General features: G+C 74.0%; 15 protein-coding genes. 13 read left to right on the forward strand and 2 right to left on the reverse strand.

What is annotated here, in order from left to right:
• Positions 1-143: 143 nt before the first annotated feature.
• Complete coding sequence (locus ACIF6L_RS30015) at positions 144-683, reverse strand: Rv3235 family protein (protein WP_396490695.1); 540 nt, start codon at positions 681-683, stop codon at positions 144-146.
• A 349-nt stretch (positions 684-1,032) separates the two neighbouring features.
• Here ACIF6L_RS30015 and ACIF6L_RS30020 point away from each other — a divergent pair, with 349 nt between their 5' ends.
• The 13 genes from ACIF6L_RS30020 (at position 1,033) to ACIF6L_RS30080 (ending at position 18,616) form a co-directional block, all read left to right on the forward strand.
• Positions 1,033-2,097 (forward strand): patatin-like phospholipase family protein, encoded by a 1,065-nt coding sequence (locus ACIF6L_RS30020; protein ID WP_359809208.1) that lies wholly within the window; start codon positions 1,033-1,035, stop codon positions 2,095-2,097.
• 337 nt (positions 2,098-2,434) lie between these two features.
• Positions 2,435-2,944 carry a DUF6912 family protein gene (locus ACIF6L_RS30025; protein ID WP_329487897.1) on the forward strand — a complete coding sequence of 170 codons (510 nt, stop codon included), beginning with the start codon at positions 2,435-2,437 and terminating at the stop codon, positions 2,942-2,944.
• A 106-nt stretch (positions 2,945-3,050) separates the two neighbouring features.
• Positions 3,051-3,707 carry an HAD hydrolase-like protein gene (locus ACIF6L_RS30030; protein WP_329487896.1) on the forward strand — a complete coding sequence of 219 codons (657 nt, stop codon included), beginning with the start codon at positions 3,051-3,053 and terminating at the stop codon, positions 3,705-3,707.
• Positions 3,708-3,862: 155 nt separating this feature from the next.
• A complete protein-coding gene (gene pruA, locus ACIF6L_RS30035; protein ID WP_396490710.1) occupies positions 3,863-5,488 on the forward strand; it encodes an L-glutamate gamma-semialdehyde dehydrogenase in 1,626 nt (541 codons plus the stop codon).
• Positions 5,489-5,771: 283 nt separating this feature from the next.
• On the forward strand, positions 5,772-10,721 hold the full coding sequence (locus tag ACIF6L_RS30040; RefSeq protein ID WP_396490694.1) for an NAD-glutamate dehydrogenase: 4,950 nt from the start codon (positions 5,772-5,774) through the stop codon (positions 10,719-10,721).
• 462 nt (positions 10,722-11,183) lie between these two features.
• Positions 11,184-12,539: an ATP-binding protein gene (locus ACIF6L_RS30045; RefSeq protein ID WP_329487894.1), complete on the forward strand. Its 1,356-nt coding sequence runs from the start codon at positions 11,184-11,186 to the stop codon at positions 12,537-12,539.
• Positions 12,536-12,937, forward strand: a complete 402-nt coding sequence (locus ACIF6L_RS30050; protein ID WP_329487893.1) for a roadblock/LC7 domain-containing protein — start codon at positions 12,536-12,538, stop codon at positions 12,935-12,937. The genes ACIF6L_RS30045 and ACIF6L_RS30050 overlap by 4 nt, the downstream gene beginning before the upstream one ends.
• Positions 12,934-13,308 (forward strand): DUF742 domain-containing protein, encoded by a 375-nt coding sequence (locus ACIF6L_RS30055; RefSeq protein ID WP_329487892.1) that lies wholly within the window; start codon positions 12,934-12,936, stop codon positions 13,306-13,308. The genes ACIF6L_RS30050 and ACIF6L_RS30055 overlap by 4 nt, the downstream gene beginning before the upstream one ends.
• Entirely contained in the window at positions 13,283-13,873 is a 591-nt protein-coding gene (locus tag ACIF6L_RS30060; RefSeq protein WP_329487891.1) for an ATP/GTP-binding protein, read from the forward strand. The genes ACIF6L_RS30055 and ACIF6L_RS30060 overlap by 26 nt, the downstream gene beginning before the upstream one ends.
• 75 nt (positions 13,874-13,948) lie before the next feature.
• Positions 13,949-15,343, forward strand: a complete 1,395-nt coding sequence (locus ACIF6L_RS30065) for a cytochrome P450 (protein ID WP_396490693.1) — start codon at positions 13,949-13,951, stop codon at positions 15,341-15,343.
• 298 nt (positions 15,344-15,641) lie between these two features.
• Positions 15,642-16,775, forward strand: coding sequence for a cytochrome P450 (locus tag ACIF6L_RS30070; protein WP_359809231.1), 1,134 nt, complete (start codon positions 15,642-15,644; stop codon positions 16,773-16,775).
• Positions 16,772-17,686: an enoyl-CoA hydratase/isomerase family protein gene (locus ACIF6L_RS30075; RefSeq protein WP_396490692.1), complete on the forward strand. Its 915-nt coding sequence runs from the start codon at positions 16,772-16,774 to the stop codon at positions 17,684-17,686. Before ACIF6L_RS30070 ends, ACIF6L_RS30075 begins: the two co-directional genes overlap by 4 nt.
• Positions 17,687-17,803: 117 nt before the next feature.
• Complete coding sequence (locus ACIF6L_RS30080) at positions 17,804-18,616, forward strand: hypothetical protein (protein WP_359809214.1); 813 nt, start codon at positions 17,804-17,806, stop codon at positions 18,614-18,616.
• Between the two features lie 63 nt (positions 18,617-18,679).
• On the opposite strand, the gene ACIF6L_RS30085 is transcribed toward ACIF6L_RS30080, so the two are convergent.
• Complete coding sequence (locus ACIF6L_RS30085) at positions 18,680-21,571, reverse strand: FtsK/SpoIIIE domain-containing protein (RefSeq protein WP_396490691.1); 2,892 nt, start codon at positions 21,569-21,571, stop codon at positions 18,680-18,682.
• Positions 21,572-21,807 lie beyond the last annotated feature (236 nt).

Here is a 21,807-nt window from a genome sequence, read left to right on the forward strand (position 1 = left end):
CGGGGTCCACGCGGCCCGTGCGGGCCGCGTGGCGCCGTCGCGGAAGCCGCCGGGGGCACCTGGTGCGGGCCGGCCGCCGCGGCCCGGTGCGGCGCCCGTCCGGGACCGGGGGCGGTGCGACAGGACGGTCGCGCCGGGCGGGTTCACCGGGCCTCCACGGCGGTGCACTGCCACTGCCCGGCCGCCCCGCGCTGCTCCAGCCGGAACGCCACCATGTGGTGCCGGCTGCCGAGGTCGACCCGGACGCAGGCCTCGATCGCGTCGGGCGAGGGCGACCGGTTGTGCACCGGCCCGAGCCGGGGCCGGTCGGCGGCGCCGCCGCGCCGCAGGATGCCGATCCGGACGAGCGAGGCGAGCTGGCCGTAGCCGTCCAGGCTGGTGTGCCGCATCAGCTGGCCGGACGGCCGGGCGCCAGTGAGCACCTCGACCAGCTGGTGGGCGAACCGTGTGCTCAGCCCGGTGTGGGGGCCCGGGGCGGCGGGGGCGGCGCAGGCGGTCCGGGGCCGGCGCGGTCGCCGGCCGTCGTAGGGGTGGTGGCCGGTCCGGGCGGTGGGGTGGTGCGGCCGGTGCGGGTGGGCCGAGGGGCGGACGGGCCGGCCACCGTGGCCGCCGGGCGGTACGGCGGCCGGCCCGGCGGGTCGGGGGGCGGGCTGGGCGGCGGCGGGGACCGGGCTGGTGGTCATGGGGCCCTCCCGGGCAGTTGGTGCGGGTACGGACGGGTCCTTGGTAGCCCGGTGCCGCACGGGGCGGCAAGCGGGTTCGGCGCATCCGGCGGGCCCGCCCGCGGTCTCACCTATCCGGGTGAAAGACCCGGTGCCGCAAGGGCCGCCGGGCCCGTCGGGAGGGCGCCCGGTTGACGTACCGGGGCCAGCGGGAAGGCCCGAAAGGGGACACCCCGGACCGTCGGGACGGGCGGCGCGCCCGCCGGGCGCGACGTTGCGCCGCCCGGCCCTGGGCGCGCACGATCGGAGCCGGTCCGGGAACCGTGGAGGACGGACCACGACAGCGCCCCGACGAGGACAGGCGGCCGGCATGACGACATGGGTAGCGCAGACACGGGCGTCGTCGTCGGCGCCGCCCGCCGACGGCCGGCCCCGGCGCGGCCTGGTGCTGGGCGGTGGCGGGATGCTGGGCGCGGCGTGGACGGTCGGCGCGCTCTGCGCCGTCGAGGAGGCGGTCGGCTGGCGGCCGGGCGGCGCCGAGGTGGTGCTCGGGACGTCGGCGGGCGCGATCCTCGCCGCGATGCTGGCCGGTGGGGTCGGTACCGGCGAGCTCCGCGACCACCAGCGCGGTCTGCCGATTCCGGACGGCCCGCTGGCCGGGGTGGCCTTCGACTACGAGACCGCGGTCGGCGGGGCGCTGCCCCCGCGCCCGCGCGCCGGCATCGGCTCGCCGGGCCTGCTGCGGGACGCCGTCCGCCACCCGCGCGAGTACCCGCTGCTGACCATGGTGTCGGCGATGGCGCCGCACGGCCGCGGCTCGCTGGAGCCCGTCGGCGAGCTGGTGCGCGGTCTGCTGGGCGGGGACGGCTGGCCGGCCGGCTCGCCGCTGCGGGTGGCGGCGGTGGACTATCGCGGCGGCCGCCGGGTGGTCTTCGGCGATCCGGGCGCGCCGGCCGCCGCCGTCGCCGACGCGGTGATGGCCTCCTGCGCGATCCCCGGCTGGTTCGCCCCGGTCCGGGTGAACGGCTCGGCGTACGTGGACGGCGGCTGCTGGTCGGCCACCAACGCCGATCTGATGCTCGGCCGCGGTCTGGACGAGGTGTTCGTGCTCGCCCCGATGGCGCTGCGGCTGCACCCGCGCGGGCGCGCCGAGCCCGGTCGCGGCACCGTGGTGGCGCTGCGCGAGTGGCGCGCCCGGGACCGCCCGCGCGGGGTGCTCGCCCAGCTGGTCGGCCGCTACCGCCGGGCGGTGACCAGGCAGCTGATGCGGGAGACCCGGCTGCTGCGGGCGAGCGGCGTCCGGGTGCACCTGCTCGCGCCGACCCTGGCGGACCTGACGGTGATGGGCCCGAACATGATGGACCCGGCCCGCCGCGGAGCGGTGCTGGAGAGCGCGCTGCGGACCAGCCGGGCGGCCCTGGACGGCGTGCGGTGATCCGCCCGCGCGGGCGGTCGCCGGTGGGGGCAGCGCGTGCGGCGGGTCGTGGCGGCCGGGGGCGCGTGCTCGGGTCGAGGGCGTGCCCGGCCGCCGGGGGCGCCCGGTCCCCTCGCGTGCGGTGATCCGGTCGGCGCCCCGGGTGGTCGGCGGCCGTGTCCGGCACGCCGCAGGGCCGCCGGCCGGCCCGGTTCCCGGCGGCACCGGTGGTGCGCGGCGCCGTCGCCGGGAGCCGGCGGTGCGGGCGGGAGTGAGCGCGTGATCACGGATGCCACCCCGGCGCTTATTCTTGGGGCGCTGGAAGCTGTGCCGCTGGACGAACCGGAGAGTGCCACCGATGCGCGTGTACGTGCCCACCACCCTGACCGGCCTGGCAGCGGCGCACCCGGGCGGCGCCCTGGAGCAGTCCGCGGCGTACGCCGTGACCCCCGCGCTGCGCGAGTGGTACGTCAGTGACGACCTCGAAGAGCTGGAGTACGCGGCGCTGAACCGGGCCGCGCAGTCCTCGCTGCGGCTGCTGGCCGCCGACCCGCAGGCGCCGCGCCGCCGGGTGGTGGTGGCGCTGGACGTCGCCGACTCCGCGGTGCGGCCGTTCCCCGGCGACGAGTACCAGGACCAGGCCTCGCTGGGCCGGGTGGTGCTGGCCGGGCCGGTGCGGCTGGCGAAGGCGGCCGCGGTGCACGCGGACGTGGCCGACCAGGAGGTGGTCGCGGACGTCGAGGCGGCGGTCGCGGCCGTCGCCGCGGCCGACGAGGGCGATCAGGACGCCCAGTTCACCGTGGACGGCGCCGAGGACCACGAGCTGCTCTGGTTCGCCACCCAGGAGATCGCCGCTCTGCTGCCCTGAGCCCGGCCCGGGGCGGCCTGAGCGGCCCGCCTCGCGCCGCCCGCCCGCCGGGCCCCGGCCACCCCGTCGTACCGCTTCGTCGGTGACCGGGGTTACCGTTCCCTGCGTGCGCACTCATATCGTCTGGGACTGGAACGGCACGCTCTTCCACGACATGGAGGCGGTGCTCGGCGCGAGCAACGCCGCGTTCGCGACCATCGGCATCGGCCCGATGACCATGCAGGAGTACCGCGAGCAGTACGAGATCCCGATTCCCCGCTTCTACCAGCGGCTGCTCGGCCGGATGCCCTCCGACGCCGAGTGGCTGCGGCTCGACGACGTCTTCCACGACCGCTATCTGGAGCTGAGCGTGGCGTGCGGGCTGACCGAGGGCGTGCTGGAGCTGCTGAGCGGCTGGGGGGAGGCCGGGCACAGCCAGTCCCTGCTGTCGATGTACGAGCACCACAAGCTGCTGCCGGTGGTCGACGGCTTCGGCCTGACCGGTCACTTCCTCCGGGTGGACGGCCGCAGCGGGCCCGCCGGCGGCCAGAAGGCGGAGCACCTGGCCAGGCACCTGGCCGCGCTCGGGGAACAGGTGGACCCGGCCCGCACGGTGCTGATCGGCGACGCCGCGGACGACGCGCTGGCGGCGCTGAGCGCGGGTGCGCACGCGGTGCTGTACACAGGTGGCTCGCACACCCGGGCGAAGCTGGAGCCGGTGGGCGTCCCGGTGGTGGACAGCCTGGCCGAGGCCGTCGAGCTGGCCGCGAGCCTGGTGGGCTGAGTCCGGCCCGGTAGCCCGGCGTCCGGTGGCCCGGCGCCCGGACGTGGCGCGAACCACGTCCACCGGTGGCGTGTCCGAGCGGGCGAACCGGCCCTCCGCTCGTCAGTCTGGATTGACGCCAGGCCATCAGGACGACGAGCGGAGCCGCCATGCCCATCGACGCAGTCACCCAGGTCCCGACCCCGGGCAACGAGCCGGTGCACGGGTACGCGCCCGGCAGCCCGGAGCGGGCCGGGCTGGTGCGCCGGCTGGACGAGCTGGCCGCCGAGCAGATCCCGCTGCCGATGACCATCGCCGGCGAGCAGCGGTTTGGCGGCGGCGAGCGGATCGAGGTCGTCCAGCCGCACCACCACGCGGCGAAGCTGGGGGTGCTGGGCAACGCCACCCGGGAGGACGCCCGGGCCGCGGTGGACGCGGCGCTGGCGGCCGGGCGCGAGTGGCGCGGGCTGTCCTTCGACGACCGGGCGGCGGTCTTCCTGCGCGCCGCCGACCTGCTGGCCGGCCCCTGGCGGGAGACCCTCAACGCGGCCACCATGCTGGGCCAGTCCAAGACGGTCCAGCAGGCCGAGATCGACTCCGCCTGCGAGCTGATCGACTTCTGGCGGTTCAACGTGCGGTTCGCCCGCGAGATCCTGGCCGACCAGCCGATCTCCTCGCCCGGGGTGTGGAACCGCACCGACCACCGCCCGCTGGAGGGCTTCGTCTACGCGGTCACCCCGTTCAACTTCACCGCGATCGCGGGCAACCTGCCGACCGCGCCGGCCCTGATGGGCAACACCGTGGTCTGGAAGCCGGCGCCCACCCAGACCCTGGCCGCGTACTACCTGATGCGCCTGCTGGAGGCCGCCGGCCTGCCGCCCGGGGTGATCAACATGGTGACCGGCGACGGGCAGCAGCTCTCCCAGGTGGCACTCACCGACCCCGCCCTCGCCGGGCTGCACTTCACCGGCTCCACCGCCACCTTCCAGTCGCTCTGGCAGACCGTCGGCGCCAACATCGGCGGCTACCGGACGTACCCGCGGATCGTCGGCGAGACCGGCGGCAAGGACTTCCTGCTCGCCCACCGCTCGGCCGACCCGGCGATCGTGCGGACCGCGCTGATCCGCGGCGCCTTCGAGTACCAGGGCCAGAAGTGCTCGGCGCTCTCCCGGGCCTACCTGCCGCGCAGCCTCTGGCAGACGATCAAGGACGAGTTCCTGGCCGAGGTGGACGCGCTGGCCGTCGGCGACGTCACCGACCTGTCCAACTTCATGGGCGCGCTGATCGACCGGCGCGCCTTCGAGAAGAACCGCGACGCGATCGACCGGGCCAAGGCCGACCCGACGGTGGAGCTGGCGGCCGGCGGGCAGTACGACGACGCGATCGGCTGGTTCGTCCGCCCCACCGTGCTGGTCTCCTCCGACCACCGGGGCGAGATCTTCCGCACCGAGTACTTCGGTCCGATCCTGGCCGTCCACGTCTACGAGGACTCCCGCTGGGAAGACGTCCTGCGACGGGTGGACTCGGGCGCGCCGTACGGCCTCACCGGTGCGGTGATCGCGCAGGACCGCTACGCCATCGCACAGGCGGTGGAGGAGCTGCGCTTCGCGGCGGGCAACTTCTACATCAACGACAAGCCGACCGGCGCGGTGGTCGGCCAGCAGCCGTTCGGCGGCGGCCGGGCCTCCGGCACCAACGACAAGGCCGGCGCCGCCCAGAACCTGCTGCGCTGGACCTCGGCGCGGTCGATCAAGGAGACCTTCGTCCCGCCGACCACGTATGTTCACCCGCATATGGGCTGATGGCGAACACAGCGGGTCGGATTGGACATGGTGTCCAGGACGGCGGGATCTTCCTGCAGGATTGCGCCTCCCTGTCCCCTGACACCTTCGAATCGGCCCGTTAGGCTGGCTGGCGTCGTCGGGTGGCTGCAGGCCGAACGTCTCGTCCTACCCGCTGCGGAGGTGTTTCATGCGCGCCATGGAGACCTTTCAGCCGGTTGGTGCGGCAGGATTGCGGTGGACCCGGCGGTGAGACCACACACCACCGAGTCACGCAACGGCGCGCGACAGGAGCCAAGAAGTCATGCAGACCAAGCTGGACGCAGCCAAGGCCGAACTGCTCACGAAGGCAGCAGCAGCCGCTGAGAACAGCCAGGTGGGGGGAGCGGCGCCGGGGGAGGGTCTGAGCAACGGCGCTCTGACCGCGTACCTGCACCACTACTACCTCCACACCGCGCCCGAGGACCTGGTCGACCGCGACCCGGTCGACGTGTACGGCGCGGCCGCCTCCCACTACCGCCTCGGCCTCAAGCGCCCGCAGGGCACCGCCGAGGTCCGCGTGCACACCCCGTCGGTGGAGGAGAACGGCTGGTCCTGCGGCCACACCGTGGTCGAGGTCGTCACGGACGACATGCCCTTCCTGGTCGACTCGGTCACCAACGAGCTGTCCCGCCAGGACCGGGCGATCCACATCGTGATCCACCCCCAGCTGGTGGTCCGCCGTGACATCACCGGCAAGCTGCTGGAGATCCTGGACATCGACGCCTGCGCCCGCAGCCAGGCCGCCGGCGCCGAGTGGCCCGCCGACGCCGTCGTCGAGTCCTGGATGCACATCGAGGTCGACCGCGAGACCGACCGCGAGGACCTCCGCGCGATCGAGGCCGACCTGCGCCGGGTCCTGGGCGACGTCCGCGAGGTCGTCGAGGACTGGACGAAGATGCGCGAGTCCGCGCTGCGGCTCGCCGACGAGCTCGCCGAGGAGCCCCCGGCCCACCTGCCCGAGCAGGAGGTCGGCGAGGCCTGGGAGCTGATGCGCTGGCTGGCCGACGACCACTTCACCTTCCTCGGCTACCGCGAGTACGACCTGGTGGAGCACGAGGGCGAGGAGGTCCTGAAGGCCGTCGCCGGCACCGGCCTCGGCATCCTGCGCTCCGACCCGCTCAGCCACGACGACGACCACCACCCGGTCAGCGAGGCCTTCGGCCGGCTCTCCGCGCCGGTGCGCGCCAAGGCCCACGAGAAGAAGCTGCTCGTCCTCACCAAGGCCAACAGCCGCTCCACCGTGCACCGCCCGGCCTACCTCGACTACGTCGGCGTGAAGAAGTTCGACGCCAACGGCGAGGTCGTCGGCGAGCGCCGCTTCCTCGGCCTGTTCTCGGCCGCCGCCTACACCGAGTCGGTCAGCCGCATCCCGGTGGTCCGCCGCAAGGTCCAGGACGTCGTCCTCAGCTCCGGCTTCTCCACCGAGAGCCACGACGGCCGCGACCTGGTGCAGATTCTGGAGACCTTCCCCCGGGACGAGATCTTCCAGACCCCGGCCGAGGAACTGCTCCAGATCGCCACCAGCGTGCTCTACCTCCAGGAGCGCCGCCGGCTGCGGCTCTTCCTGCGCCAGGACGAGTACGGGCGCTACTTCTCCGCGCTGGTGTACCTGCCGCGCGACCGCTACACCACCCGCATCCGGCTGCGCCTGATGGACATCCTGGTGCAGGAGCTCAACGGCGCCTCGATCGACTACACGGTCTGGTCGACGGAGTCCGTGCTGACCCGGCTGCACTTCGTCGTCCGGGTCACCCCCGGCAGCGAGCTGCCGCACCTGACCGACGCCGAGATCGAGCGGATCGAGGGCAAGCTCGCCGAGGCCGCCCGGTTCTGGATGGACGGCTTCAACGACCAGCTGCACCTGGAGCTGGGCGAGGAGCGGGCCGCCGAGCTGTCCCGCAAGTACGCCAACGCCTTCCCCGACGGCTACCGCGCCGACTTCACCGCGCGCACCGCCGTCGCCGACCTCAAGCAGATCGAGTCGCTGCACGGCGAGGGCGACTTCCGCCTCAACCTGTACCAGCCGGTCGGCGCGGGCGACGACGAGCGCCGCTTCAAGATCTACCGGGTCGGCGGCCCGATCTCGCTGACCGAGGTCCTGCCGGTCCTGCAGCGCCTGGGCGTCGAGGTGCTCGACGAGCACCCCTACGCGCTGACCCGCTCGGACCAGACCACCGCCTGGGTCTACGACTTCGGCCTGCGGCTGCGCGAGGCCGTCGAGCTGACCGACGAGGCGCGCGACCGCTTCCAGGAGACCTTCGCCGCCACCTGGACCGGCAAGGCCGAGAACGACGGCTTCAACGAGCTGGTGCTGACCGCCGGGCTGACCTGGCGCCAGGCGATGATGCTGCGCGCGTACGCCAAGTACCTGCGCCAGGCGGGCTCGACGTTCTCCCAGGACTACATGGAGGACGCGCTCCGCAACAACACCCACAGCACCCGGCTGCTGGTCAACCTCTTCGAGGCCCGGCTGAGCCCCAGCCACCAGCTGGGCGCGGCCGAGCTGACCGACGCCATCCTGGAGGAGCTGTCCGGCGCGCTGGACGAGGTCGCCTCGCTCGACGAGGACCGCATCCTGCGCTCCTTCCTGCACCTCATCAAGGCCACCCTGCGCACCAACTTCTTCCAGCACACCGGAGAAGCGGGCGCCTGGCACTCCTACGTGTCGATGAAGTTCGACCCGAAGGCCATCCCGGACCTGCCGGCCCCGCGCCCCGCGTTCGAGATCTGGGTGTACTCGCCGCAGGTCGAGGGCGTGCACCTGCGCTTCGGCAAGGTCGCCCGCGGCGGTCTGCGCTGGTCCGACCGGCGTGAGGACTTCCGCACCGAGATCCTGGGCCTGGTCAAGGCGCAGATGGTGAAGAACACCGTCATCGTGCCGGTCGGCGCCAAGGGCGGCTTCGTCGCCAAGCAGCTGCCGGACCCGTCGGTGGACCGGGACGCCTGGCTGGCCGAGGGCATCTCCTCCTACAAGACCTTCATCTCGGCGCTGCTGGACATCACCGACAACCTCAAGGGCGGCGAGGTCGTCCACCCGGCGGACGTGGTCCGCCACGACGAGGACGACACCTACCTGGTCGTCGCCGCGGACAAGGGCACCGCGACCTTCTCCGACATCGCCAACGGCGTCGCCGAGTCGTACGGCTTCTGGCTGGGCGACGCGTTCGCCTCCGGCGGTTCGGCCGGCTACGACCACAAGGGCATGGGCATCACCGCCCGCGGCGCCTGGGAGTCGGTCAAGCGCAACTTCCGCGAGCTCGGCCACGACACCCAGTCCGAGGACTTCACCGTCGTCGGCATCGGCGACATGTCCGGTGACGTCTTCGGCAACGGCATGCTGCTCAGCGAGCACATCCGCCTGGTCGCCGCCTTCGACCACCGGCACATCTTCCTCGACCCCAACCCGGACGCGGCCGTCTCGTACGCCGAGCGCCGCCGCCTCTTCGAGCTGCCGCGCAGCTCCTGGGACGACTACGACAAGTCGCTGATCTCGACCGGCGGCGGGGTCTTCCCGCGCAGCGCCAAGTCGATCCAGCTGACCTCGCAGGTGCGGGCCGCGCTCGGCGTCGAGGAGAGCCGGCTCACCCCGGCCGAGCTGATGAAGCGGATCCTCCAGGCGCCGGTCGACCTGTTCTGGAACGGCGGCATCGGCACCTACGTCAAGGCCTCCACCGAGACCAACGCCGAGGTCGGCGACAAGGCCAACGACGCGATCCGGGTCAACGGCGAGCAGCTGCGGGTCCGGGTCGTCGGCGAGGGCGGCAACCTCGGTTGCACCCAGCTCGGCCGGATCGAGTACGCGGCGTCCGGCGGCCCGCAGGGCGCCGGCGGCTGGATCAACACCGACGCCATCGACAACTCGGCCGGGGTGGACACCTCGGACCACGAGGTCAACATCAAGATCCTGCTCAACCAGGTCGTCGGGGACGGCGACATGACGGTCAAGCAGCGCAACCAGCTGCTCGCCGAGATGACCGACGAGGTCGGCCACCTGGTGCTGCGCAACAACTACGCGCAGAACGTGGTGCTGGCCAACGCCGTCGCCCAGGCGACCAGCATGGTCAACGTCCACTCCCGGATGATCAACCGCCTGGAGCGCGACGGCCGGCTCGACCGGGGGCTGGAGTTCCTGCCCACCGAGCGGCAGATCCGCGAGCGCCAGCAGAACGGCCGCGGCCTCTCGCAGCCCGAGCTGTCGGTGCTGCTCGCCTACACCAAGATCACCCTGGCCGACGAGCTGCTCGCCACCGAGCTGCCCGACGACCCGTTCTTCCGCACCGCGCTGCACGAGTACTTCCCCAGCGCGCTGCGGGCCCGGTTCGCCGAGGCGATCGACAACCACGCGCTGCGCCGCGAGATCATCACCACGCTGATCGTCAACGACACGATCAACCGCGGTGGCTGCACCTTCGCCTTCCGGCTGAAGGAGGAGACCGGCGCCACGTACGAGGAGATCGCCCGGACGCACACCGCCGCGCGGGCCGTCTTCAGCCTGGAGCAGATCTGGTCCGAGATCGAGGCCCTGGACAACCGGGTCCCGGCCGGCGCCCAGACCAGGATGCGGCTGCACTCGCGCCGGCTCGTCGAGCGCGCCACCCGGTGGATGCTCAACAACCGCCGCCAGCCGCTCGACATCGCCGGCACCATCGAGTTCTTCCACGACCGGGTCAACCAGGTCTGGGGCTCGCTGCCCAAGCCGCTGCGCGGCGAGGACCTGGCCTGGTTCGAGTCGGTCTACGGCGAGCTCGCCGCGGCCGGCGTGCCGGAGGAGCTGGCCACCCGGATCGCGGGTCTGTCCTCGACCTTCCCGACCCTGGACATCACCGAGGTCGCGGACCGGTCCGGCAAGGACGTCGCCGAGGTCGCCGAGCTGTACTACGACCTGGCCGACCGCCTGCAGATCACCCACCTGCTCGACCGCATCATCGAGCTGCCGCGGACCGACCGCTGGTCGTCGATGGCCCGCGCGGCGATCCGCGAGGACCTCTTCGCGGCCCACGCGGCGCTGACCGCCGACATCCTGGCCTGCGGCCCCGAGGGCGCGACCCCCGAGGAGCGGTACACCGCCTGGGCGGAGCTCAACTCCACCCTGCTGAACCGGGCCAAGAGCACGCTCGACGACATAAGGGGTTCGGACAACTACGAGCTGTCCAGCCTCTCCGTCGCGATGCGCGTCATCCGCACCCTGCTCCGCACGGGTTCGATGCGCTGACGACCGGGAGCCGGACGGCCCGGACGGCGGGGCCGCGTCTTCGGACGCGGCCCCGCCGTCGTCGTTCTCCGGGTCGGCGGCCGGGGCTGCGGCCGGGTCGGTGGCCGGGGGGAGGGCGTCGAGGCGGAGCGTGTCAGGGCGGTCACTCCGGGTGCGAATCCGTTTGTGGCCCGGATGTGAGGTGCGGGTGAACGCGGGGTCACAATGTCCGGTACGTCGGCCCCGAAGTGTCGTCAGGTGGCGGAGTTCCTCCCCAACTGCCCTGATTGGCAACTGTTCTGACATGCCAAGAGTTGCAGTAAGCTAACTCCGCGATAGGCGTTGCCGCAGGTCCCGTGCCGGAAGAGCTCCACCGACGTGCTGGAACAACAGGTGTCTTTCGGCGGGGAGCAGGCCGCCAGTCCCACCCGCGCAGGGCGGTCCGGACCAGTTCCTGACGCGATGCCACCTGAAGAGAGTTTCATGACGTCATTTGTGCAGGAACCCTTTTTCTGGGTCTCCATCGTGGTGATGCTCGTAGTAGTCGGGGTCTCCCTCCAAGCCCGCAGGACGAACCTCTCCCTGCGCAGGCGAAACGTTTCCCTTGAGGAGACGGCCGCCCAGGCGCAGCGGCAACGCGACGAACTCGGCGCGCTGAACTCGCGCCTGCAGAGCCAGCACGCGGCCGTGCTGGCGGAGGTCCGCCGGGATGCCGAGGAGGACACCAAGGCCGTCCTCAAGGCGGCGATGCGGACCCTGCAGGGTCTGGCCGACGAGCAGCAGGTCGTCATCGACAAGGTCCAGCGCAAGTACGGCGACAGCCCGCAGATCCTCGCCGACCTGATGCTGATCGACCACACCAACAGCCAGTTCGGCCGGCGCGCCCAGGGCATCGCGGTGCTCTGCGGCGGCTGGCTGGGCCGCCGGGAGACCGTCGCCTCGATCTACGACGTGGCCCGCAGCGCCCAGGGCCGGATCCGGCACTTCGACCGGGTGCAGATCCACTCCCGGGTCAGCGTCTCGCTGGTCAGCAAGGTCGTCGAGCCGGTCGCCGTCGTGTTGGCCGAGCTGCTGGCCAACGCCACCAACTACTCCGCGCCGGACACCCCGGTGGAGATCAGCGTCCAGGCCGTCCCGACCGGGGTCTGCCTGATCATCGACGACGCCGGCCTCGGCATGGGGCAGGAGGAGAAGGACCGCGCCGCCGCGCTCCTGAACCCCGGTGCGCCGATCAGCCTCACCGGCCTCGGCAACCCCCCGAAGTTCGGCTTCGCCGTCTCCGGCATGCTGGCCGCCCGCTACGGCTTCCGGGTCTCGGTCGACTCGGTCTCCCCGTACGGCGGTGTGCGGGCCGTGGTGCTGCTGCCCGCCGAACTGCTCAGCAGCGAGGTCGCGCCCCCGGCGGCCGCCGGCCACGGCGACTACAGCGGCGCCTACCAGGGCGCCCAGCAGAACGCCTACCAGGGCGAGTACGACGGCGCCCAGCAGAGCACGTACCCGAGCACGTACCAGGGTGAGTACCAGGGGGAGCCGGTGGAGCAGCCCGTACCGGCCCGGGCGCAGCGGCTCGCGTCGCTGCCCGAGCCCGTTCCGGCCGCCCTCGCCCAGGTCGCCCCGGCCGCGGCGCAGGCGGTCCCGGAGATGACGGCGGACGGACGGCTGCCCAGGCGCCGCCGCCAGCGCACTGTCTCGGTGGTCCCGCACCCGCAGGACTCCGGCCGCGTCGACGAGCCGGTGCCGAGCACCGGCCAGGAGACGGCGTCCCGCCTCGGCGCGTTCCAGCGCGGGACGCTGTCCGGGCGCAACACCATGACCACGGAAGGAACCGAGATCCAGTGAGCCCTGATCTGACCTGGGTGCTCAACGACGTGCTGCAGGTGCGCGGTGCCCGGCACGCCATTCTCGTCTCCGCCGACGGCCTCCTGCTCGAACGGTCCAGCGAGATCGGCCGCGACGAGGCGGAGACCAACGCCGCCGCGATGAGTTCGATGCAGTCGCTGAGCCGCGCGGTGGCCCCGTTCGTCGGCGGCAACGGCGGGACGTGGCGCCAGACGCTCCTGGAGTACGACCACGGCTGGATCTTCCTGATCGCGGCCGGCAGCGGCGCCTACCTCGCGGCCTCCACCGCCTCCGACGTGGACATGGAGGCGATGTCCTTCCGGATGCAGCAGCAGGTGGGCGCGCTCGGACGGGCCATGACAGCGGCGCCGCGCCAGAGCACACACAGCGGCTCATGACGGTTCCCGGCGAGGAGCAGCGGGTTGCCAGCGGATTCATCCGCTCCTATGTCATCACCGGCGGCCGTGAGCTGCCGAGTGCGGACGACCTGTCCCTGATCACCCTGGTCACCGTCGCTCCCGAGCAGGGCCTCCCGGCCCGGCCGAGCCCGGAGACCACGGCGATCTGGGAACTGTGCTCCGGCGGCTACCTCTCGGTGGCCGAGGTCGCGGCCCACCTGGTGCTCCCGGTGGGGGTGGTCCGGCTGCTGCTGACGGACCTGATCCGCGAGGGGCGGCTGCTGCGCCGGGCGGCCCCGCCACCGGCCCAGGCCCCGGATCCGAGACTTCTAGAGAAGGTACTGCATGGACTTCAACGCCGGTTCGCCTGAGGACATCTACGTCCCGGGCGGGGTGACGACCGCCGTCAAGATCCTGGTCGTGGGCCACTTCGCGGTCGGCAAGACCACGCTCATCGGCGCCCTGTCGGAGATCGCCCCGCTGAGCACCGAGGAGAAGATGACGCAGGCGTCCACCGGCGTCGACGACCTCCGGGGCGCACCGGACAAGAAGACCACGACCGTGGCCCTGGACTTCGGCCGGCTGACGCTCGGCGACGACCTGGTGCTGTACCTGTTCGGCACGCCGGGCCAGCAGCGCTTCATGCAGCTCTGGGAGGACATGGCGCGGGGGGCGCTGGGAGCGCTGCTGCTGACCGACCCGACCCGGCTCACGGACACCTTCCCCGTCATCGACCTGATCGAGCAGTACGGCCTGGAGTACGCCGTGGCGGTCAACAGCTTCGACCGACAGAGCGACTACACCGAGGACGAGCTGCGCGAGGCGCTCGACCTGCTGCCGCACACGCCGGTGGTGTTCTGCGACGCCCGCGACCAGCGGTCGTCGGCCGACGCGCTGCTGACCCTCGTCCGGCACCTGCTCGAACGCGCCTCCTGACCCTTCCCCGTCACCGCCCCCCGTCACCGCCTCCCGGGGCCGCACCCGCCCGGGGCCATTTCCGAGGAACGACCCATGGAATCTCCGCAGCGCTCCGCCCCGCAGTCGCCGCCCCCGGGCTGCCCGATGCACGGCGGCCCGACCCCGCTGTACGGGGAGATGTTCTCGTCCGACCCCGAGGCGGTCTACGACGCGCTGCGCGCGCACGGCCCCGTCGCGCCCGTGGAGTTGTCGCCCGGTGTGGACGCCACGCTGGTGACCTCGCACGAGGTCGCCCTGCGGGTGCTGCAGAACCCGGGGCTGTTCGCCCGGGACTCCCGGCGGTGGTCGGCGCTGAAGGAGGGGCGGGTGCCGATGGACAGCCCCGTCCTGCCGATGATGTTCTACCGGCCCAACTGCCTGTTCACGGACGGCACCGAGCACCTCCGGCTGCGCAAGGCCGTCACCGAGAGCCTGGAGCGGCTCAACGACAACCGGCTCAACCGGCACGTCGAGCGGATCGCCGGCTACCTGATCGACCAGTTCAGCCCGCTGGGCCGGGCCGACCTGATCAACGACTACGCCAAGCTGCTGCCGCTGCTGCTGTTCAACCAGCTCTTCGGCTGCCCGGCCGACATCGGCGACCGGCTGACCCGCAGCATGTCCGCGCTCTTCGACGGGCTGGACGTGCTCCAGGCCAACGAGGAGCTGAACGCCTGCCTGATGGACCTGGTCGCGCTGAAGCGCCGCCAGCCCGGCGACGACATCACCTCGTGGCTCGTCCAGCACCCGGCCGGGCTGCGCGACGAGGAGCTCAAGGACCAGCTGGTCATGCTGATGGGCGCCGGGGTCGAGCCCGAGCGCAACCTGATAGGCAACGCGCTGCTCCTGCTGCTGTCCGGTGACGCCGGCTCCGGGATGCGCATCGAGGACGCCCTCGACGACGTGCTGTGGAACAACCCGCCGATCGCCAACTACGCGACGCACTTCCCGATGCAGGACGTCGAGGTGGGCGGGGTCCGGATGCCCGCGGACAGCCCGGTGGTGATCAGCTTCGCCGCCGCCAACACCGACCCGGCGCTGACCGACGCCCGACTGACCCTCAGCAAGGGCGCCCACCTGGCCTGGGGCGCCGGCCCGCACGCCTGCCCGGCCAAGTCGCCGGCCCAGCTGATCGCGCTGACCGCGATCGAGTGCCTGCTCAACGCGCTGCCGGACGTCACGCTCGCGGTGCCCGCGCAGAGCGTGGGCTGGCGGCCGGGCCCGTTCCAGCGCGGACTGGTCTCGCTGCCGGTGCGGTTCAGCCCGGCGCCCGTCCGCCCCCCGGTGGCGGGCACGGGAGCCGGCCTCGGTGGCCCGCCGGCCGGCCAGGCCGCCGCCAACGGGACGCCGCACCCGCCGGCCGCCACCGCCGCGGCGCCCGCCGCGGGCCGGGCCCCGGCCAAGCAGAAGGGGTGGTGGAGTTCCTTCCTGGACGTCTTCCGGCTCTGACCGGGACGGCGCGGGAGACCGGACGACCGCTCAGCGGTGCACGTGGTCCGGTGACTTCGCGCATGTGACGGGGGCAACTCCGTTCGACGCTTGAGCGTGCTCCCGGTGGGTAGGTCGCCGCCGTACTGCCCGCCAGCGCAAGGAGCCCCGTGTGACCGCCATGATGGAAGCCCGCCCCGGGACGCCGGAGTGCCGTGCTGGAACCGTCGACCGCCGCGCCGCCGTGCCGTTGCTACGGCGGCTGCGGTCGGCGGAGGGGCTGGCCGATCCGTTCCCGATCTACGACGAGCTGCGGGCCATGGGCGATCTCGTGCCGGCGCCGTGGGGCGGGTACCTGGTCACCGGTTACGACGCGTGCGACCAGGTCCTGCGCGGCAGGAACTGGCTCGTCCCCGACCTGGCCTGGCAGGGGCGGCAGACCGAGACCGAGCGCTGGCAGGCCGTCGCCACCCAGGAGATGAGCCGGACCCTCCACCGGCTCAACGCCCCCGTCCACACCCGGCAGCGGCAGGGCCTCGGGAACCTCTTCGGCCGCCACACCCTCCAGGCCCTGGCGCCGGAGATCGAGGCCGACGTCACCGAGCTGCTCGACCGGCTGGCCGAGCGAATACGCGTGGACGGCGAGGCGGACCTGGCCTCACTGGTCGGCGACCGGCTCCCGATCAACACCATCGGGCGCTGGCTGGACCTTCCGCCGGAGGACTACGCGCACATCCTGGAGATCACCCACAATCAGGTGCACGCCCAGGAGCTCCTGCCCACCAAGAGCCAGTTGGCGATCTCCGAAGCGGCCACGCTGCACCTGCGCCGGTACTTCACCGACCTCGTCCAGGAGCGTCGTGCCCATCCGGGTGACGACGTGGTGTCCGGTTGGATCCGCACCTGGGACGCGCTGGAGTCGGACCGCGAGGCCACCGACCGGACCGTCTACGAGCTCACCATGTTCGTCACCATCGCGTCGCTGGAGGCCACGGCGGCGTCGCTCTCCCTGATGGTGTGGTCGCTGCTCCGGTCCCCGGGCACCTGGGACTGGCTGCGGGCCCGGCCGGAGCACATCGACGACGCGGTCGAGGAGGCGCTGCGCTACGACCCGCCGGTCCGCCTCAACAGCCGGGTGGCGGGGGAGGACACGGAGCTGGCCGGGGTGTTCATTCCCAAGGACACCATGGTCCACGTGATGTACGGCGCGGCCAACCGCGACCCGCGCCGCAATCCGGCTCCGCACACCTTCGACGTCCTCCGCAAGGGCTCCCACATCGCCTTCGGCGGGGGCGCCCACTACTGCCTCGGCGCGGCCCTGGCCCGGCTGGAGGCGCGCACCCTGCTGGGGCAGCTGCTGCGGCGCTTCCCGACCCTGCGGGTGGTGGGCCAGCCCGAGTTCGCACCCCGGATGGTCTTCCACCGGGTGATGTCCTTGAGAGTGGCGGCATGAACGTTTCCTCCGAGGCGATCCCGTACCCTCCGTACCCCCTCCAGCCGCCGGCGCCGCCCGGGCGGGCCCCCGCGGGCGAGGCGGCCCATGACCGCGCCGCGTACCAGGCGGGCGATCCGGAGCCCGCCGGTTCCCACACCCCGGCGCCCCGCGCCGTCCACGCCGAGCGCCGGGGCGCGGTGCTGTACGTCGAGCTGGACAGCCCCGAGACCGGCAACGCCGTCACCGAGGCCGTGCTGCGCGACCTCCTCGCCGTGCTGGCCGCGCCGGACCCGGCCGTCCGCGCCGTGGTGCTGTCCGGCGCCGGTCCGGACTTCTGCCTCGGCGGCGACCGGGACGAGTTCGCCGACTCGCTCGGCGCGGACCCCACGGGTGGCGGCATCCGCACCGCCGGCACCCTGGCCCGCCAGGTCTGCGCGGCCCTCACCGACAGCCCGGCCGTCACCATCGCGCGGGTCCAGGGCCGGGCGATCGGCGCCGGCTTCGCGCTGGCCCTCGCCTGTGACCTGCGGGTCGGCGCCGACACGGCCGCCTTCCGGCTGCCCGAACTCGCCCTCGGCCTGCCCGTCGCGTGGGGCGGCCTGCTGCCCCGACTGCTGCACGAGGTGGGCGCGGCCCGGGCCCGCGAGATCATCCTCACCGGCCGCCCGGTCGGTGCCGCCGAGGCGTACGACCTCTCCATCCTCCAGCGGGTCGTCCCCGAGGAGGAGCTGGACGTGGCGGTGGCCGAGTGGGTCCGGCCCGTGACGCGCCGCCCCGAAGCCGCGCTGCGGGTCACCAAGACGCTGCTCAACTCCCACGCGGCGGCGACCAGGCTGGCCGACACCTCCGTCCTGGACGCGGAGTTGATGGCCGCCGTCCTCGCCGGCGCCCACTACGCCCGCGGGACCGGCGCTCCGCCGTCCTCCTGAGCCGCCGCGCCTCCTGTGCCGCTCGCCGCGGTGGGTCCGTGTCCGTGGCACGGACCCACCGGCCGCGACGCCGATCCGGCTTCGGTACGGTGGCCCGCGACAAGGGGGAAGATCATCATGACGACGACGCGCATCAGGCGCACCGTGGGGACCGCGCTGACCGTGGCGCTGCTCGTCACGGGGGCGGCGGCCTGTGACTCCGACGGGAAGACCGCGGCCGCCCCGGCGGCGACCAGCGCGAGCCCGGCCCCGGAGCCGTTCGGCGCCGCCGGCTACCGGGGACTCAAGCCCGGCATGGCGAAGGACGCGGCGCTGGCCGTCGGCGCCCTGGAGGCGGCCCCGGTGTCGCTGCTCAACGGCTGCACCGACTTCGTCTACAAGGGCGGCCCGGCGCCGGACGCGGCCAGGATGGCGGCCGAGGCGGCCCTCCAGGCCAAGATCGACGAGCTGGAGGCCAAGGCGCAGGCCGGGCGGAGCACCCCCGGCGCGGTGCCGCCCCTCCCGTCCAATCCCACGCTGCAGGACCTCAAGGCGCACTCCGCGCTGCTGCTGGCCGAGACCGAGCGGATGAAGGCCAACCAGGGGACGCTCGAACAGCTGGCCAAGGCCACCGACGAGCTGAAGGCCGCGCGGGCGACCCGTGACGCCGCGTTCCTGGCCACCGGCCGGGCCGGGTTCGGCCCGGAGGGTCTGCGCGAGCTGGTGGCCCCGGCGGGCGCCCGGACCGCCGAGGGCATCGGGGCCGGTTCGACGGTCGAGGCGCTCAGGCAGGCCTACGGCGACAAGGGGCTGGAGCTGGCCGAGAGCGGTAAGTACGAGATGCCGGTCGAGGGCGGCCGGGGCACGCAGGGCTGGAAGTACGAGTTCACCCTGGACGGCGACAAGGTCGGCGGCCTGGCCGTGGCGAACCGCGGCATGTACTGCTCCTGAGCACCCGCGCGCCGGACGACCGGGGGCGGGGCGGACCGGCGACCGGTCCGCCCCGCCGCCGTGTCAGTGCGTGGCCGCCCGCTGGAGCGCGCTCGCCAGCAGGGCGAGGTCGGTCGGGCCGTTGCCGAGCTCGCGCACCGGCCGGCGGGCCGGCGGGGCACCGAGCTGGAGCGGGTCTATCGCGACCACCGTCGGCCGCAGGGTGGCGGTCCGCGGGATGCGGCCGCTGATCCGGGCGCTCTGGAACGCGGTGACACCGCCGTCCGGCAGCCGCAGATAGCCGCGGCCGGGGGTGTCCTCGCCCAGGGCGGCGGCGTCACCGAGGTGGATCAGCAGGTCCGAGTCGGCCGGGTCGTCGGTGCGCAGCGCGATCCGCAGCAGCGCGGCCTCGTCGACCTCGGTGCCGGCGCTCTCCTCGGGGCGGCCGGTGGTGACGGCGAGGTGGACGCCGAGCGGGCCGCCGCGGCGGGCGACGGCCGCGAGGGCGCGGGCCAGGGGCCGGCCGGCCGGGGAGGTCGGGGCGAGCAGGGCGTCGTAGTCGTCCACCACGACGACCAGCCGGGCGGGCACCACGGGGGCAGGGGCGGCGGACCGGGGGGAGTCGCCGTTGCGGGGGTGGATGATCCTGGCGGTGGTCGCCGGCGCCGTGGTGCCGGCGGCGCCGACCGCGGCGGGTACCGGGACGGCCGGCCGCCCCGCTTCCAGGCCCCGGGCGTCGTCCTGCCCGCGCTCGCCGTCCAGGCCTCGCTCTCCGGCCAGGCCCCGCTCGCCGTCCAAGATGCGGGCCGCGTGCCAGGAGGCGAAGTCCAGGCCGTCGAACAGCCGCTCGCGCAGGGCGAGTTCGTCCTCCAGTGCCTCCGCCGCGAGCAGTGCGGCGCGCGGGTCGGTGGCGGCGTTGACCAGCCCGGTGACGTGCGGCAGCTCGGTACAGCCGTCCAGGCCCTCCTCCGTCGCCCGGCCCTCGATGAGGGAGACGGCCAGCCGCTCGGGCCGCTCGGAGACGGCCAGCGAGGCGACCAGGGTGCGCAGCAGCTCGGTCTTGCCCGAGCCGCGCGCGCCGCCGATGAGCAGGTGCGGGCCGCCCGGGTCGGGCGAGGGCAGGGTGAGCTCGGGGTCGGCGAGGTCGAGGGTGCAGAGCTCGTCGCGGGTGGTGCCCAGCAGGGCGGTGGCGGCGCCGATGCCGCCGGCGTGCGCGGCCCAGCGGGCCGAGAGCTTGGCCGGGGTGACGGTGTCGAGCTGCAGCAGGTCGAGCAGGCGCAGCGCGTCGGGCAGCGGGCCGCGGGCGGCGGGGACGGCCTCGCGCAGCGGGGCGAGGACGCGGGCCAGCCGTTCGGCCCAGACGTCGGAGACGGCGTCCAGCGAGACCTCGTGCAGCGTCTCGCGGCCCCGGGCGACCGGCCGGTCGAGGGAGAGCTGGGTGCCGACCTCGCCGGTGATCAGGGCGGTGGCGCCGACGCCGCGCGGCAGCAGCTCGGGCTGTTCGGCGAGGCAGATCGGGAAGATGCCGACGGCCGGACCCTGGCGCAGCAGCAGGTCGAGCGCCTGCCGGGCGGCGTCGCCGGGCGGGCGGCCGTCGACCACGACCACGGTGGCGGGCTGGCCGCCGAGCCCGACCGGGCCGCTGAGCCGGGCGGTGAGCTCGGCGAGGCGGGCGGTGGCCTGCTCGTCGTCGAGGCCGATCAACAGCCGGCAGTCCTGGCCGTCGACGGGGCGCAGGTGCGGCAGCCACAGCGCCCAGGCCCAGGTGTCGACGCGGTCCTGCGCGGGCCGCGCCGGGTCGGCGTCGACCACGACGAGGCTGAGGCCGGTGGGCGGGTGCAGGGCGGCCAGCTGGGCGACGACCGCGCGGGTGAGGGCGTCCAGCCGCTCGCGCGGGCCGCTGAGGCCGAGGCTGCCGGCGGTCTGCAGGTCGAGGGTGACCGGGACGGCGGGCAGCAGCGTGCCGGGGGTGGTGCCGGGCCCGCCGGGCCGGTCGGCCGTGCCGAGGCGCAGGGTGAGCGCGTCGGGGTGGCCGGGGCCGCGCTCCCAGAGCCGCGGGCCCGGGCCGAGGGCGTTGAGCAGCAGGGTGGCGAGGTCGGGCCAGCGCTCGCGCTGGGCGGCGGCCTGCCGGGTGCGGACGGCGGCGTGGTGGCGTTCGGCGCTCTCCTGGCCGGGCGGCTCGGCGCCGGCGCGGCCGAGCCGGAGCGAGAGCAGGCCCCGGCCGCGGCCGGGGGCGGGCTCGGGCGCGGCGGGCGGTTCGGCCACCGGCGGCGCGGGCCGCGCGGGGGCGGGTGCGGCGAGCTGGAGGTGGCCGTGGCCGTCGGGCAGCGCCGCGCGGGCGGGCGCGCCCGGGCCGGACCCGGGATCCGGCGGGGTGACCCGCAGGGTGGACTCGCCGATCCGCAGCAGGGCGCCGCCCTCCAGCGGGACGGCCTCCTCGGGCGGTCCGGGCGGGACGATCCGGCCGTCCAGGGTGGTGCCGTTGGTGGAGCCGAGGTCCCGCACGGTGACCCGGCCGTCCTCCCCGAGGTGCAGCGCGAGGTGGAGGCGGGAGACGTCGGGGTCGTCGAGCGGGACGTCGGCCTCGCCGGAGCGGCCGACCCGGATCTCCCGGCCGTGCAGGCGGTGCACGCCGCCGGCGTCGGGGCCGCCGACCACCCGCAGCTCGGCGGCGGCCGGGCCGTCGTCCGGGTCGTCGGCGGTCGGGTCGGGCTCGTTGAGGCTGAGGACGGCGCCGTCGAGCAGCGGGGGGTGGCCGAGCAGGGTGTGCTCGTCCACCCGGTGCGCCCCGGCGTACAGGTGTACATGGGTGGCGGCTCGTGGGCCGCGCACGCCCACGGCGCCCGCGAGGGCGCCCGCGAGGGAGCCGAGCGCGGTGCCGACGGGCGCGGTGACCAGCACGTCCACGTAGGGGATGGCGGAGCCGGCGGCTGCCGGGCCGCTGCGCGGTCGGAGGACGGTCAGCCGGATCTGCATCTCGCCCGCGGTCCCTTCTGCTGGTGCTGACACCTGGTGCTGACGCTTGCTGCCCGGGCTGCCTGCGGTGGACGCCCCTGCGGGCGGCTGCGACGACGGTGGGCCACAAGAGTGGCGACTGTCATCCTGCCATCCGTCACCGACAGTCCGCGCACGGTACCGGATTTGACGATCTTGCGATCATCGCCATGGTGGGGGCGACGGAGGGTCAGGTCAACCGTCCCCCCGAACGCCCC

The organism is Kitasatospora sp. NPDC086009 (genome assembly GCF_044540385.1).
In the GTDB taxonomy this organism is placed as follows: Bacteria; Actinomycetota; Actinomycetes; order Streptomycetales; family Streptomycetaceae; genus Kitasatospora.

What these genes read in the sequence shown, in the direction of transcription:
- ACIF6L_RS30040 (WP_396490694.1), top strand. Translation starts at nt 5,772, where the DNA reads ATGCAGACCAAGCTGGACGCAGCCAAGGCCGAACTGCTCACGAAGGCA.
- ACIF6L_RS30085 (WP_396490691.1), bottom strand. Translation starts at nt 21,571, where the DNA reads ATGCAGATCCGGCTGACCGTCCTCCGACCGCGCAGCGGCCCGGCAGCC.
- ACIF6L_RS30055 (WP_329487892.1), top strand. Translation starts at nt 12,934, where the DNA reads ATGACGGTTCCCGGCGAGGAGCAGCGGGTTGCCAGCGGATTCATCCGC.
- ACIF6L_RS30060 (WP_329487891.1), top strand. Translation starts at nt 13,283, where the DNA reads ATGGACTTCAACGCCGGTTCGCCTGAGGACATCTACGTCCCGGGCGGG.
- ACIF6L_RS30025 (WP_329487897.1), top strand. Translation starts at nt 2,435, where the DNA reads ATGCGCGTGTACGTGCCCACCACCCTGACCGGCCTGGCAGCGGCGCAC.
- ACIF6L_RS30020 (WP_359809208.1), top strand. Translation starts at nt 1,033, where the DNA reads ATGACGACATGGGTAGCGCAGACACGGGCGTCGTCGTCGGCGCCGCCC.
- ACIF6L_RS30065 (WP_396490693.1), top strand. Translation starts at nt 13,949, where the DNA reads ATGGAATCTCCGCAGCGCTCCGCCCCGCAGTCGCCGCCCCCGGGCTGC.
- ACIF6L_RS30015 (WP_396490695.1), bottom strand. Translation starts at nt 683, where the DNA reads ATGACCACCAGCCCGGTCCCCGCCGCCGCCCAGCCCGCCCCCCGACCC.
- ACIF6L_RS30070 (WP_359809231.1), top strand. Translation starts at nt 15,642, where the DNA reads ATGGGCGATCTCGTGCCGGCGCCGTGGGGCGGGTACCTGGTCACCGGT.
- ACIF6L_RS30075 (WP_396490692.1), top strand. Translation starts at nt 16,772, where the DNA reads ATGAACGTTTCCTCCGAGGCGATCCCGTACCCTCCGTACCCCCTCCAG.
- ACIF6L_RS30045 (WP_329487894.1), top strand. Translation starts at nt 11,184, where the DNA reads ATGACGTCATTTGTGCAGGAACCCTTTTTCTGGGTCTCCATCGTGGTG.
- ACIF6L_RS30080 (WP_359809214.1), top strand. Translation starts at nt 17,804, where the DNA reads ATGACGACGACGCGCATCAGGCGCACCGTGGGGACCGCGCTGACCGTG.